Source organism: Nostoc sp. C057 (assembly GCF_013393925.1).
Taxonomy (GTDB): Bacteria; Cyanobacteriota; Cyanobacteriia; order Cyanobacteriales; family Nostocaceae; genus Nostoc; species Nostoc muscorum_A.
Window position 1 is genome coordinate 671,104 of sequence record NZ_CP040281.1, and the last position, 14,642, is coordinate 685,745.

At 41.5% G+C, this 14,642-nt stretch carries 13 protein-coding genes and 1 pseudogene; 3 read left to right on the forward strand and 11 right to left on the reverse strand.

The features are described 5' to 3' along the window. Nucleotides 1-103 precede the first annotated feature (103 nt). From FD724_RS02750 to typA, 7 genes and pseudogenes are all read right to left on the reverse strand, one after another. Nucleotides 104-388 (reverse strand): hypothetical protein, encoded by a 285-nt coding sequence (locus tag FD724_RS02750; protein ID WP_012407730.1) that lies wholly within the window; start codon nt 386-388, stop codon nt 104-106. After that, nucleotides 378-659: a BrnT family toxin gene (locus FD724_RS02755; RefSeq protein ID WP_256874432.1), complete on the reverse strand. Its 282-nt coding sequence runs from the start codon at nt 657-659 to the stop codon at nt 378-380. Before FD724_RS02755 ends, FD724_RS02750 begins: the two co-directional genes overlap by 11 nt. 102 nt (nt 660-761) lie before the next feature. Next, on the reverse strand, nt 762-935 hold the full coding sequence (locus tag FD724_RS02760; RefSeq protein ID WP_256874433.1) for a DUF2281 domain-containing protein: 174 nt from the start codon (nt 933-935) through the stop codon (nt 762-764). Nucleotides 936-1,168: 233 nt separating this feature from the next. Next, nucleotides 1,169-1,615 carry a ribosomal protein L7/L12 gene (locus tag FD724_RS41885; RefSeq protein ID WP_372726517.1) on the reverse strand — a complete coding sequence of 149 codons (447 nt, stop codon included), beginning with the start codon at nt 1,613-1,615 and terminating at the stop codon, nt 1,169-1,171. Nucleotides 1,616-2,107: 492 nt separating this feature from the next. After that, a pseudogene (locus FD724_RS41890) lies at nt 2,108-2,728 on the reverse strand (caspase domain-containing protein); the annotation flags it as partial. A 10-nt stretch (nt 2,729-2,738) separates the two neighbouring features. Next, a complete protein-coding gene (locus FD724_RS02770) occupies nt 2,739-3,113 on the reverse strand; it encodes a hypothetical protein (protein WP_179071514.1) in 375 nt (124 codons plus the stop codon). 265 nt (nt 3,114-3,378) lie between these two features. After that, a complete protein-coding gene (gene typA / locus FD724_RS02775) occupies nt 3,379-5,169 on the reverse strand; it encodes a translational GTPase TypA (protein ID WP_114085145.1) in 1,791 nt (596 codons plus the stop codon). Nucleotides 5,170-5,969: 800 nt separating this feature from the next. Between typA and FD724_RS02780 the strand changes: the two genes are divergently transcribed. The 3 genes from FD724_RS02780 (at nt 5,970) to FD724_RS02790 (ending at nt 10,211) form a co-directional block, all read left to right on the forward strand. After that, nucleotides 5,970-7,340 carry a serine/threonine-protein kinase gene (locus FD724_RS02780; RefSeq protein ID WP_179071515.1) on the forward strand — a complete coding sequence of 457 codons (1,371 nt, stop codon included), beginning with the start codon at nt 5,970-5,972 and terminating at the stop codon, nt 7,338-7,340. Between the two features lie 72 nt (nt 7,341-7,412). Then, nucleotides 7,413-8,879, forward strand: coding sequence for an ABC transporter substrate-binding protein (locus tag FD724_RS02785; protein WP_179071516.1), 1,467 nt, complete (start codon nt 7,413-7,415; stop codon nt 8,877-8,879). Nucleotides 8,880-9,158: 279 nt separating this feature from the next. After that, entirely contained in the window at nt 9,159-10,211 is a 1,053-nt protein-coding gene (locus tag FD724_RS02790; protein ID WP_114085148.1) for a hemerythrin domain-containing protein, read from the forward strand. 81 nt (nt 10,212-10,292) lie between these two features. Here the strand turns inward: FD724_RS02790 and FD724_RS02795 are convergent, their stop codons facing one another. From FD724_RS02795 to rpsU, 4 genes are all read right to left on the reverse strand, one after another. Beyond that, nucleotides 10,293-11,477, reverse strand: a complete 1,185-nt coding sequence (locus FD724_RS02795; protein WP_179075391.1) for a M20 family metallopeptidase — start codon at nt 11,475-11,477, stop codon at nt 10,293-10,295. A 156-nt stretch (nt 11,478-11,633) separates the two neighbouring features. Then, the gene (locus tag FD724_RS02800; protein WP_114085149.1) at nt 11,634-12,197 is read right to left on the reverse strand and encodes a pentapeptide repeat-containing protein; all 564 of its coding nucleotides are present in this window, start codon (nt 12,195-12,197) and stop codon (nt 11,634-11,636) included. 343 nt (nt 12,198-12,540) lie between these two features. Next, entirely contained in the window at nt 12,541-14,301 is a 1,761-nt protein-coding gene (locus FD724_RS02805) for a serine/threonine-protein kinase (RefSeq protein WP_179071517.1), read from the reverse strand. 123 nt (nt 14,302-14,424) lie between these two features. Next, on the reverse strand, nt 14,425-14,613 hold the full coding sequence (gene rpsU / locus FD724_RS02810) for a 30S ribosomal protein S21 (RefSeq protein WP_012407716.1): 189 nt from the start codon (nt 14,611-14,613) through the stop codon (nt 14,425-14,427). Nucleotides 14,614-14,642 lie beyond the last annotated feature (29 nt).

Consider the following 14,642-nt stretch of genomic DNA (forward strand, 5'->3'; position numbering starts at 1 on the left):
CCTTTCCTTTCCAGAATTTAACAGGCTGTTTGTTGATCAAAAGCCACAAAGTCATTGACTCAAGAATTTGACTAAATTTACAGCAAGGGCGATCGCAATTGAACTATTTTTGAGTAACTTCACTGAGGGCTTCATGGATAACCTCATCGCTAACACCATGACGCTTCAAACTAGCAATCAGTGCTGAGATAGTATCATCCTCTAGTCGTTCCAGATCAACTCTTAGCCCTTGTCCAATATAGGCACGCATTAACGGCTGATAGCCAGAAAATCCCAGTAATGGCGCTATTCTTTTCAAATCTTCAATGACATCTTCGGGAATGCGAATTGTGATTGTAGTCATTGGACGATTTTTATCGAGTCGCTTTTTCAGTGCTTCAGCTTTCATAATATTCTCGCTCCTTGCGTGTTGCTTTACGAGCTGAAATGATCCGAATTATGTCGTTTTCACGTTCAATGTAGACGACATACAGAAGATTCCACCGTTTGTCTAAGCCAATAACAGCATCTCTTTGTTCATCATTGCGACTTGCATCAACAACTACTAAAAACGGATCGAAAAATGCCTCTGTGGCTTGCTGAAATGTCACGCCATCATGATTGCTGGGATTTTTCCAAGCTTTTTCTTCGTTCCAAACGAAAGTGACACCATTAAGCACGAAATACACATCCATACCTTACATAGTAGACATTGTGTATTTACGTTGTCAATACGTTTTATGAAACAGAGATATTACCGTAAGGGCGATGTCTACGACGGGCTACACTTCAGGTGGAGATATCTCTAGGGAATCCACAGCCTCAAACCATTGTGACCATTTTTCCACAAGTGGTTCATCAGGCTGACTGTCAGCAATTTTGACTTGATGTTTGTGCATAACAAAATCAATGAAATTGGTCACTTCTTCCAGGAGTGCTTCAGAAAGTTGCTGCAATTTTGCGATCGCAGTTTCACGAATATTCCTTTTCAGTCCTCTTCATTTTCACTCAAAAATTAGACTAAGGGTGATCGCTTTCTGTAAGAATGACTGCTAGAAGTTATCAGGCAGGTCGCTTAAGCAGATTGTTCTAGTTGTGCCTGTAATTTTACTGTAATCACTTTATGTAAAAATATTGCAAGGAGCGATGTCTACGACGCGCTATGCCTAGGCACTGTAAATATTTGCTGCTAGTTGGCGTTTATGATCACTAGAACTTTACCGCCTTTTATTTCTATAAGCTTTTTAGCTTCTTCGGCGGCTTTTAGATCGATACCTTCCTTGACAGGCTTAGGTGTAGATTCAACTAGGTCTTTGGCTTCTTTTAAAGGGAGACCAGTTAATTCACGAATAGTCTTGAGAACTGCAATCTTTTTGTCCGCTTGAAATCCTTGCAAAATAACATCGTATATTTTGTCTTTTGTTTCGTCTTCTTCCCAAATTACAGAAGATGATTCATATCTCACTACAACTTTACCACCCGCAACTTCTATAAGATTTTGAGCTTCTTTGGCGGCTTTTAGATCAATACCTTCCTTGACAGGCTTGGGTGTAGATTCAACTAGGTTTTTGGCTTCGTTTAAAGGGAGACCAGTTAATTCACGAATAGCCCTGAGAACTGCAATCTTTTTATCCATTTGAAATCCTTGCAAAATAACATCATATGTTTTGTTTTTCTGAGCAAACTGCGCCTCAACTTCTTGCTTAATTGGCAAAATATCAGTGTCTCTTAACCCTAAAAGTTCTTGGAGCATATTCATTTCTTCATGGGTCTCCTCACTTAGAGGATATTCATGCTCTGCTTCTGCAATTAAAGTTTCGCGATAGCTTTGGAGATTTACTAATCGCTCTTGATAAGGGCGTAATACCTCAGCCTCAATTTCAGAGGCTTCTTCAGAGGTCAAGCCTAACTGCTGCTTCAGTATATTCAGAATAGCGCGAGCTGATGGACGAATTGTTCCGGCATTTGCATAACGTGAAGCGGCTTTCCGATATTTCAGCTTAGGGTCAGTAACTCGTGCTTTGGAGAGAACAATTTCAAACCCCTTATCTTTAAGAACGATGATTTTAGGGGTCATTTTAGGGGCAGTTTCTTGCACCTTGCTGACAGCATACTCATGCAATTCCATTACCGAAACAAAGCCATCCTCATTGCGATCGCCTGCTCCTGTTTCAATCCCCTCAACTAGATATCGGGTGTAAATCGATAAATCTGATCCCTGCTGCTCAAAAGAATACTGAGTTGAATTGGAAGAAGTAAGTACTACCCGCCCTTCAGCCCCCAGGCTCTGCAAGTCAACCGAACCATCATCTTTGGCGTGTAACGCAGGATCGAAGGCTCCGCTAAAGCAACAGTCCAAGATAATTGCCTGTCGTTTGGCACGGCTATTGTTCATAATTTCCTGAACAAAGTTGGCAGGTACAGCAGTTGACCGAATCAACTCCCCTTTGGGATTTTTACGAGTTATCCGAGTTGCAAAATACAGCTTGCCACTATCATCCTTGATGCCATGTCCAGAGAAAAATAGCAACACAAGATCGTCTTTGGCTCGACCCGAAAACAAGGTTTCAATCTCAGATTCCATTGTTTGTCGGTCAGGATTAGGAAGCACTTTCACGTCATCAAATCCGCCCATTTCCGAATCTTTCAAGACTCGTTGCAGCGCCTCGATATCTTTTACAGCCGCAGGTAATGGATTTAGCCCTGGCTCATACTCACTGACTCCAATCAGCAATGCTACCTTTGCCATGTTTTCTTGTCTATGCTGCAATAAAATCTTGAGCTGCTTTGATGGCCACTTCTAGTTCTTCGCGACTGTGGGCTTTCACCGTCAACTTCTTGCCGTTGGCTTCCACCGACAGTTCAATAGGTTTACCACCGAGACGATCGCCCAGAAATCCCACTAACTTTTTTGCATTGGCTGTATTTACCTCAGCCATTAACAAACCCACCAGAAACCCGCCTAATGCTTTGTTGCCTTCTGGTGGGTTGGGATCAAGAACACGACCAACTGCATCTAATTCGTCAATTTGCTTAAGTTCAGTAATTAGTCGTTGAACCTGCTCGTCCTTTTCTTCCGCGTCCAAGTCAGGGTCATTGAAGGCGATCGTAAACTTAATGCTATTTGCGGTCATGCTGCACTAATTAGGGTTTGGTCAGTTTTATTATCTACTGACAATTATCACAGCTGTATCAGTAAAAACCTCATGCCTTAATTAACAGAACTAACAGTTAAATCTTCACAGAAGACATGCTTATCTTTTCGGTTACAACTCCGACAAACAACACTAGAGAGTTTCAAGGAATTTAGCAACTTAAAAAAGACATACACAGATGTAATCAGCAAAATAAAAGCCCACATTAGTGGGCTTTCTAAATTAATCAATCAATAAACTTTACTTACCGTTTCGCCAACTTCTTCGACATCTTCCGCAGACGAATCGATTGGGGTGTAACTTCCACCAATTCATCGGGGCCAATGTATTCCAAAGCACGTTCTAGGCTCATGTCTATCGGTGCTTGCAGTTGCACTAATTCATCGCCACCAGCCGCGCGGTGGTTGGTCAACTGCTTGGTCTTACAGATATTCAATTCCAAATCTTGGGAACGATTGTGTTCTCCCACGATCATGCCTCTGTAAACCTTTGTGCCAGGAGTAATAAAGAATGCTCCTCTATCTTCGGCGTTTCTCATAGCGTAGAAGGTAGAAACACCCTCTTCAAAGGAGATTAAAACGCCTTTGTTACGGGCTTCAATGTCGCCACTAATTTGACGGTAATCTAAAAAGCTGTGGTTCATGATGCCTTCACCACGAGTCATCCGCATGAATTCACCCCGGAAACCAATCAAACCACGGGCGGGAATGACAAACTCCAACTGGGTGCGATCGCCACTACCTGGCTGCATATCTTGCATTTCGCCTTTGCGTTGTCCCAGGCGTTCAATACAGCTACCCACACCATCAGCAGGAATGTCTAACACCAAGAGTTCAAAAGGTTCGCAAGGTTGACCGTTGATTTCGCGGTAAATTACCTGTGGCTGAGATACTTGAAACTCGAAGCCTTCGCGGCGCATGGTTTCAATTAAGATACCCAGGTGGAGTTCTCCACGACCGGAAACGAGGAATTTATCGGGAGAATCGGTTTCTTCGACACGCAAAGCAACGTTGGTTTCAAGTTCGCGGAATAGGCGATCGCGTATTTGTCTTGATGTCACCAACTTACCTTCTTGACCAGCAAAGGGCGAATCATTCACCCAGAAGGCCATTTGCAAGGTTGGTTCATCCACTTTAATTAGTGGTAAAGCTTGCGGTTCATTGGGGTCAGTAATCGTTTCCCCAATATAAGCATCAGCGAAACCAGCTACCGCGACAATATAACCTGCGGTTGCTTCTTCCATCTCTACGCGCTTCAGTCCATCGAAACCCATCAATTTAGTAATTTTGCCCTTGACAATAGTACCATTCTCTGTTACTAGAGCTGCTTGCTGCCCTGCGCGGATAGTACCGTTGTGGATTCTGCCAATCACAATCCGTCCCAGATATTCAGAATAATCTAGGGTTGTAACTTGCAATTGCAGAGGCTTATTGCTGTCGCCTACTGGTGGTGGAACGTGTTGCAGAATCGCATTAAACAGAGGTTGCATATCTACCGATTCTGCTTCTAGGCTTTCCTTGGCGAAACCTCCCATACCGGAGGCAAACAGATAGGTAAAATCACACTGGTCTTCATCTGCCCCTAATTCCAAGAACAGATCCAATACTTTATCGACAGCAACGTGGGGGTCAGTTTGACCACGGTCGATTTTGTTGATGATAACAATGGGGCGCAGCCCTTTTTCTAAAGCTTTTTTCAGAACAAAGCGCGTTTGGGGCATGGGACCTTCGTTGGCATCGACAATCAGCAGACATCCGTCAACCATGCCGAGTACACGTTCAACTTCGCCACCAAAGTCAGCGTGTCCAGGAGTATCAACAATATTGATTAGTGTTTCTTTGTAGCGAACTGCTGTATTTTTGGACAGGATAGTAATACCCCGTTCCCGTTCTAGGGCGTTGGAGTCCATAACGCAATCCGGAACGTCTTCGCCTTCGCGGAAAATGCCGGATTGTTTGAGGAGTGCGTCAACCAGCGTGGTTTTGCCGTGGTCAACGTGGGCGATAATGGCGACGTTGCGAATTGGGAGCGTCATAGAAGCTTTTGGTGAACTCTAGAGGGGGTTTTTAGATTTACATTTGAATGCTAGGCTGTTTTAACAGAATTGGGGATGATCAGCAATTTCTGTAAAGAACCTTTAACAATTCTAGCGTAATCGTCACAATTGCGGTGAGGTTTGTCAAGGTTGCATAAGAGAGAAAGTTAGGTAGGGTGAATATTTACTTAGCGTTGAATTATTTACCCGATTTTATTAGAAGATTTAACCGAATGTAGTTTAACAGTGGGTAAATGTCTGTTTAAAACTTCTAAGTACAGATTTGCATTAATTCTTAGCGGTTTTAAATTAAACCAGATGCATTTCGCCTTACCACAGGGTAGGGACGCTGGGGAAAGGTACGCAGAGTTTTTCAAGAGGATTCGCTATGAAGTTATGAAATTATGTACGATTAAGATATATTTTCTTCTGTAAATTAGTCTACCTTGTGCGATATTTGACATCAGCATTTTGGAGTTTTGAATAATAGCTTGGTTATGAGGACAGCAATTACAGAGTGATAAATATACAATTCAAAAATTACGTAAAGTTGGATTTGGTATTACGTATGCAAAATACCAGCGTGTGCATTACCTTGTCATAAAAACTTTGAATTCTAAAGTGCAATGCCGCTCCATTTTGCTAAGTTTCAACAAGATTTTTTAATAAGGCGATAAAACTAGCCAATATTTTACAGCAATTACAATAAGTGTCCATGTAGAAACGTTGCAGTACAGAGTTTATACGGAATTCAAGGTATAATTTAAAATTAATAAACTGACAGCAATAAAATAATTAGTATGATCTGCTGCCTAAACCCCAATTGCGAGAATCCCCAAAATCCTGATGGGACAAATTACTGCCTCAGTTGCGGGACACAGTTGCGATCGCTACTCAGAAATCGTTACCGCATAATCGCACCGTTAGGGAGAGGAGGGTTTGCACGCACATACGTAGCAGAAGATATAGACAAGCTAAATGAACGATGTGTTGTTAAGCAACTGGTTCTCAGTCAATTTTATGGCAGTCAAGGTACTCACGCACATCAAAAAGCAACTCAATTGTTTGAACGAGAGGCCAAACGTCTACAAGAATTAGGGGAACATCTACAAATTCCCAATTTGTATGGATATTTTAAGGAAGGTGAATATCTGTATTTAGTGCAGCAGTTTATCGAAGGTCAAAATCTGTTGCAGGAGTTAAAACAACACGGTTTTTTTGATGAAGCTAAGATTCGATCTTTTTTGAATGATTTATTATCTGTGCTGGTCGCCATACATCAACAGCAAATAATTCATCGAGATATTAAGCCAGAAAATATTATTCGCCGTCAGAGTGATAATAAGTTAGTACTAATTGATTTTGGGGTTTCAAAGCAAAAGGCGGAAACTACAACTACTGCAATTGGGACAATTATTGGTTCATTAGGTTATGCCCCAATTGAGCAAATGCAATTTGGGAAAGTTTTTCCTTCCAGTGATATGTATAGTTTAGGCATAACTTGCTTTCATCTACTAACAAATATTTCTCCCTCGAATTTCTGGCTCAAACAAGGCTATGGTTGGACTTCTAGTTGGCGAAAGCATTTGACACAACCCATAAGTCAAGAATTAGAATTGATTTTGGATAAATTACTCCAAGAAAATCATGAGCAGCGTTATCAGTCTGCACAGGCTGTCTTACAAGACTTGAATAATCTACCACCACTAAGGCATACATTACCTCCTACAGTCATTTCACCTTCTAAACTATTAGAGTCACAATCACAAACTCAACAAAAAACAACTGGATATCTACCACGATTCTCTAATAGCAAATTATTCTCTGGAGCCATAATTACAGGTTCAGGTAGTTCATTGTTAGCGATCGCACTGATTAGTTTTTTAGGAACTACTTGGATTAGCTCTGGATTGTGGTTGCTAATTTTAGGTGGGGTAATCTTAATTCAATCTCGTTCGCTTTTAGAAAAAAGTTATTTAATTGTGATTGCTATCATAGCAAATTCACTAATTGTCTTGACTTTCAAAAACTTGCTCACAAATAATCTTCTCCAATCTGGAATTAATGGACTTTTGCTTGTAGTATTGCTAGTTTTTCTTGCAGGTCTTTTGACGCTTATCATTGTGGGTATGTCAGAAATAATAAACAAACTTATTTCTAAATATTTTTAAAATTTAAGTAGAGGTGAATTTTCCACTGTATATTGATTTTTAATAAGCTTTGTATAATTTGGAGTATTATTCATGACAAATAAAAAAGAGAACCTGAAGTTGCTTATTTCTTTGGGGCTGGCTGGAGTAATGGTAGCAGCTATTTTGTGGGCAATTAAGCAACTTTCTTCTAGTATCGTAATAACATCATTAAACAACCCCACATCTAGTTCAAGTGAAGTTAAGAATAAGCCTCCATTGATAAATTTGGGTACAAGAATTTTGTTAAAAGTGCAAACATACCCTGATAAAACAGATGGAGTTAAAGCTTTTGAACAAAAAGATTTTATCACTGCTATTCAAAAGTTTAGCGCTTCATTAAAAAATAATCCAAATGACCCTGAAACTCTAATTTATTTAAATAATGCTAAAATTGCACGCGATAATTCTAACGCTCTAAAAGTTGCTGTGATAGCATCAATTAATTTTGACTCTAATTTATCAGAAGAAATTTTGCGTGGTGTAGCTCAAGCTCAAAATGAAATTAATAACCAAGGAGGAATTGATGGTAAGAAGCTGCAAATTGTGATTGCCAGTGCTGAAAATAGAGAAGATTTTGCACGATTAGATAATGAATTATTTCAAGACAAAAGTATTGTGGCAGCAGTGGGAGTTAGACGTAATGCTGCAATTTATAATGAAAAGCACTTGGTGTTAGTATTTCCTGTCGAGCGCCCAACTCAAGCCGAAAATCAAGAAAAGCTAGATAATAATGCACTAAGTAGTGAGGCAAATAGTTCCACAACTAATTACTTATTTCATGTAAATCCGCTATATGATAATTTAGTAGATACTCATGCTCGCTACATTGCTCGACAGGGAAGAAATGTTGCTATTTGTGGCGATATTCGTAGCTCAAGAGATAATTCAGGTTCCTCATCTAATCAGATACTTGTAGAACAGTACACTCAAGCTCTCCAAAAATATGGAAGTAAGGTTATTAACACGCCTTGCAATTTGGCAGACAAAGATTTGGACTATAAAGCTTTTGTAGATAAAGCTATAGAAACAGAAAACGCCAGTGGCTTTTTACTATTACCTTCAGTCAGAAATATATATTTTGCCACCAAAGTAGCACAAGAGGTTAAAGGCAGAAAACCTCTCTTTGCCTCCGAAACTATGTACAGTTCAACAACTTTGCAAAATGGCACGGATCTTGATGGAATGGTACTACCTGTATATTGGCATCGTGATGCTAATAAAGATAATCCATTTGCAGAAAATGCCTTTAAGCTTTGGAATGCACGGGTAAATCAGAGAACAGCCGGAGCTTATGATGCACTCCAAGTAATTATCACTGGCTTGAAACAAGATAACACCCGCGAAGGGTTGCAAAAGGTATTGTCTAATCGTGATTTTTCAACTTCTGGAGCCACAGGAATGATTAAGTTTTCGCCTTCAGGTGAGCGCCAAGGAGAAGCTTTACTAGTCAAAATCGAGCGTTGTGAGCGTTGTTCTTCTGGAAGTGATTATGATTTTGCCCTCTTGAATAAGAAGTAATTTTTTGATATGAATTTTCATTCCAGAGATATAGATTGCTTCAAAATTAGGTAATCTGTTTATCTGTTCAATTTAGATGTAATACAGAATATCTGTTTCTAATTTAGAACTATAAATCGGGGCGATCACTTTAATTTGTATTTCTGTTGTGTAACGCTAAACTTTTTTCTACCCACCGTTGCGAAAGCTATCACTCAAAAGAAAGAGGGAATCTCCCTAAGCTGTGTGTCAAGGTTATATCAGTAATAACTACGAACACTTTGCCGAGGAGAACTACGGATGGTAGCTACTTTAGATGATACGAAACGCAATGCTATTGCTGTGAAATTGGCAAGTATAAAAGCACTTCAACAGTTGGTTATCGAAAATGAACAATCGCTTTTGAGAGAAGGACTCGATGCCGAAATTGCTGATCGCATTCGAAATTTCCTCAAAGATGATGAAAAAAATCTTGGCGTTCTCGAAACTATAATTGGTCAGTATGGGATTCAGGCTGAACCCAAAAAAAATGTTACACAATTCATTGAAAAAGCTCGTGAATTGTTCAAAGGCTCTGAGTTGAGCCTGTATGAAAAAGTATCCCAGCATGAATTGCTGAAACATCAACTCGTAATGAGTGGCTTGATAGTTCACAAGGCTGCTCAAAAAGTTGGTGCTGATGTGTTGTTAGCGATCGCACCTTTGAACACCATTAACTTTGAAAACCGCGCTCACCAAGAGCAACTCAAAGGTATTTTAGAAATTCTGGGTGTCCGCGAACTTACTGGACAAGATGCAGATCAAGGAATTTGGGCACGTGTTCAAGACGCTATGGCCGCCGTCAGTGGTGTAGTAGGTAGCGCTGTCACCCAAACCAGCGACAAAAAGGATCTGAATATTCAAGATGCCCTTCGCCTCGATCACAACAAAGTAAATACCTTGTTCACCGAATTACTACAAAGTAACAATCCACAAAAGATTCAAGAGTACTTTGGTCAAATTTACAAGGATTTAACTGCCCACGCTGAAGCTGAAGAGGAAGTAGTCTATCCAAGAGTACGTCCTTTCTACGGTCAAGATAACACCCAAGAACTGTTTGACGAGCAAGCGGAGATGAAGCGGGTGTTAGAGCAAATTAAGGCTATCAGCCCTTCTTCATCTGAATTCAAAAATCAAGTTAGACAGCTTATGGAAGCTGTTGGCGACCACATTCGTCAAGAAGAAAGCACAATGTTTGCTGCTATTCGTAACAACTTGAGCAGCGATCAAAGTGAACAACTGGCTACTGAATTCAAAGCCGCTAAGACCCGAATTCAACAAAAGTTAGGTGTTGTTAGCGAATCTAATGTGTAGGATGCTTTCGAGCTTTCTATATCAGCTAAACAAGGTTAATTAAACAAAAGCTCCCAGTCCTCATGTGCTGGGAGCTTTTGTTTAAAAATTTTGCTGACAGTATTTATAAGCGGTGTATGCCATAGTTACAACCCCAGTGATAATGGCAGATTCATCGACTTCAAATTGGGGATGGTGTAATGGGTGGTTAATGATTCTTTCTTTGTAGCCGACACCCAAACGAAACATGGAACCAGGGGCGTGTTCCAAATACATAGAAAAATCTTCAGCACCAAGGGAAGGTTCGGGTAAAACTTGAACGCGATCGCTACTCCACGCTTCTTCTGCGGCTGATTGTAACAATTGTGTCAAGGCATAATCATTTTGAACGCTGGGTACACCCTGGCGATAATTGACTTGATAGTTTGCTCCGTAGGTCTGGCAAACATTAGATACAATGTTTTCAATCCAGTTTGGGAGATGGGCACGGGTTTCGGGATGGAGCGATCGCACGGTTCCCAATAATTGCACTTTATCAGCAATTATATTCGGCGCTCTGCCACCATTAATCTTCCCGATACTCAATACTACAGGACGCAAGGGGTTCTGCGTTCGGCTGATGGCTTGTTGCAATGCAGTAATAACTTGGCAAGCAATCCAAATTGCATCAATGGCCTCATGAGGACGCGCCCCGTGCCCAGATTCTCCCATAATTAGAATTTCTAAATCATCTGCGGCGGCTGTTAAAGCCCCGTAACGCACGCCAATAGATCCTGCGGGTATAGAAGGGAAAACATGAACCCCTAATACAGCTGAGACGTTTTTCATCGCCCCATCTTTCACCATCCAGGTTGCCCCTTGAGCAATTTCTTCGGCTGGTTGAAATAGAAACCGCACTTTCCCACCCAATTCCTCTGCCATTTGGGATAGAACCATCGCTGTTCCTAACCCTACGGTGGTATGAACATCATGACCACAAGCGTGCATAACACCCTCTGCGCGAGAGGCATATTCTAAATTTGTGCCCTCTTGAATTGGCAAGGCATCCATATCGGTGCGAATTGCCAATAAACGGTCATTTTGACCAGTGCCTTGGAGTTCTCCAACTACGCCCGTTTTGCCAACTCCCTCTTGTACGTGCAGACCACTGGAAGACAAAACACCAGCTACGAAGGCTGCTGTTTGGTACTCTTGACCACTGAGTTCTGGGTGAGAGTGGATGTGGCGGCGAATTTCAATTAAGCGAGGCGCTAGTTTTGTTGCTAAGTCTTTAATATGGGTAAGCATTGATTCAATTAATCTACAAGCTTTTTTCCCATGATAAAGAACCATTAACAAACAAAATGCTTTTGCTATACCAGGATAGGTGAAGGGGCAGGGGGCAGGGAGCAGAGGGAGATTAATTAATAACCAATTCCCCATTCCCCATTCCCAATTCCCCGTTTATTTTGAATAACAGGTTGTACCTAGAGTATTTTCGGGTTTAAACTCGTTACATTCTCTGGGATTTTGACGCTCTAAAGACCAACCATAGGGCTTATCAGAGGTGACGACACCATTCGCCATAGTTGTTAGTCGGAAGTTAGCCCCCCGAAAATTAGTAAACTGCAATTTAGCATCTTTTAAGTTTGCTGCTTCTAAATTGGCGCTGATGAAACCGGCATAAGATAAATCAGCGTTTTCCAGGGATGCTGATTTCAAATTTGCTCCGGTTAAGGAAGCACCTATAAGATTGACCGAATTCAGAATCGCACCTTCTAAATTTGCACCAGTGAGATCGGCATTGGTAAGATTAGCTTTAGATAATGTTGCACCACTCAAGTCAGCCCCTCGCAAATTTGCTCCAGTTAGATTCAGTTGAGTTAGGTCAGCACCATTCAAACTACACCTAGGACAGGCATTTGTTGCCTTCAACTGATCCAAATCTAGTTGATTTAACGCCAGGGCCTGCTCTGCAAACCCAAAACAAGCTAGCAAAACGACGGTAGCAACAATCTTAAATTTCATATTTTTTACAGATATCTACAAAAATGACAAGTTACGCACATTGCGTACTGTCATACTTACATATACCGCTTCTCTAGGGAAGAACAGGGATGAAGCATTCATTAAGAAGCTGTAAAAATACTATAAATTCTAATGGTAATACTACCCAAACTGAAATATAGGCTATAGAATCGATTCGTAAGGAACTATACCGAACCTTTTATAGAGTACCATATATGTGATCCCCCTAGCTCGATGAAAAATACGACTAGGGGGATCTTGTTTTTGGGCATTGGGCATTGGGCATTGGGCATTGGGCATTAATATCTTTCTTTGCCTCCCCTGCCCCCTGCCTCCTAGCCCTTCACCGCCACCCTAAAAAGCGCAATCCAGGGACAATTAGGTAGTAACTCACTCCTAACCAGAAGCTGATAAAGAAGCCTACAGAACCAAAAAAAATCAGAGGTAACTGTAACTCTGACCAAGCTGGTTGACTAGTAAATTGGAAGATCGGTGGTGCTAACCTCAAAAGAATCAAAAATGCGTAGGCGATCGCACTACCAAAGGCAGCTAACACGGCGTACACTATGTGATGGCTGCGAAGACCTAAGCTCAATGTGAGTAGGCAAGCTGCTACTAAAATCACTGCCACTAAACCCTCGCCACTGTCTTTTGGTGTGATTAATTGCAAAATGAACCAGCCGAAGCCATAGCTAATCATACCCATCAGCGATGCTACTAAAAAGCGCCGCCGTTGACCAAAACACCCGGATGCTGTCAGTCCCCAAGCGGTTCCCCAGCCGGCGGCGATGAATACCAAAATATCTGCCCCGAAGACGGTTTGAGTATTTGGGATTAATTGGTTTAGCTGACTCGAAATAGATTCCACAACCCAACGCCCCAGGTTGGTGTGATATGCCAAAATAAAACCTGCGATCGCACCAAAACAAGCGCCAACATAAGCCAAAATCATCGCCCAAATCGTCGCCAAACAAGCTTGGAAAATTTTGATGATTGTCTGAGCGATAAAAACAACGGTTTTAGTTACAGCTTGGCTAAAGTTAGCTAAAACTTGTTCAATAGCTTGGATTAGCAGTGTAAATCTCTGGGAAACTTGCGTTGAGATTTGCTTAACTCGATCTCGCAGTTGGGCAAATAATCCCGGCGGCGGTAATGGTTGAGAAATCTTCGCCAACCGTTTTTGAATCATAGCTGCATTTGCTGGACGCGATCGCACATCCTCTTGCACCATCTCATCTAGCAAATCTGCTAGTTGCGGGTTAACATTCGCCGCAGTACGCCAGCGCAATTTCCCAGTTTGTTGATCTTCCAACTCTAGCGGGTATTTGCCTGTTAGCAGTTCAATCACCGTTCGACCAAGGGCATAAAAATCGGCACTTGGCCCAACAATACTTCCACTCACTTGTTCTGGTGGACTGTAACCAGAAGAAAATAATCGGGTGGAACTCGACTGAGAACGCAGCTTAGAGGGGCTAAATTGCTTTGCCCCACCAAAATCAATTAGTACCAGGCGATCGCCTTCTATTTGCCCTTGAGGTAGGCTGACAGTGGGCGAAGATGTGCCCAGCATTAAATTAGAAGGTTTAATATCCCGATGAATAATCTGACGTTTGTGTAATTCTTGTAAAATCTCTACAGTTTGGGCAAACCAGTTGACAACCAACTTCTCTGGACACCCTTGGGGAAACTTTTTTAATATCTCCTCTAAAGTCCGTCCATTGATTTTTTCCATTACCAGACAAGGTAGTTGGTGCGGCTTGGGGTTAAACAGTTGTACCTGAAAATACCCTTCGGCATCAACTGCGGGGACACCTGGATGCTGCAAACTAGATAAAACTGCCGCCTCTTGGGTAAATAATTCCAGTGCCTTTGGTGAATCCTCTACCAACACTTTCAGCACTTTCTCGGTTTGAGTTTTTTCATCCCAAACCGTGTAAATTTGAGCAAATCCTCCCGAACCTAATGGCTGAAGTGGAACATAGCGGTCTAACAACTCTAGCGGTGCGCCACAGCTGTTGCAGAATTTGTTTCCCCAAGGTTGGGGATAAGGACGTTGACAATCAGGATTTATGCAGTGAACCGCACTCTGAGTGATGTGGGACACAACCGCTACAATACAAAGGCTGACTTGATTTTAGCGTTTCTTGAGGTTTCCTGATTTTTAAATAGGCAAAAGGAAAACCCTCATAGAATCTATGAAGGTTTTCTTTTATAGCTATGTCAGCCCTTAATTACGAAAACTTCTCTTACTCTGTCTGTGCTTGGCGACTTCTTTGCGCTTGCGTTTTTCTAAGGGTGTTTCAAAATGACGATGCTTTCTCATGTCTGGAAAAATTCCAGCCTTGGAAACTTCTCGCTTAAATCGTCGTAAGGCTGATTCAATGTGTTCATTGTCACCGACAATTACTTGGGTCATTACTTCTCCTACTAAGTTGACTTAATCAG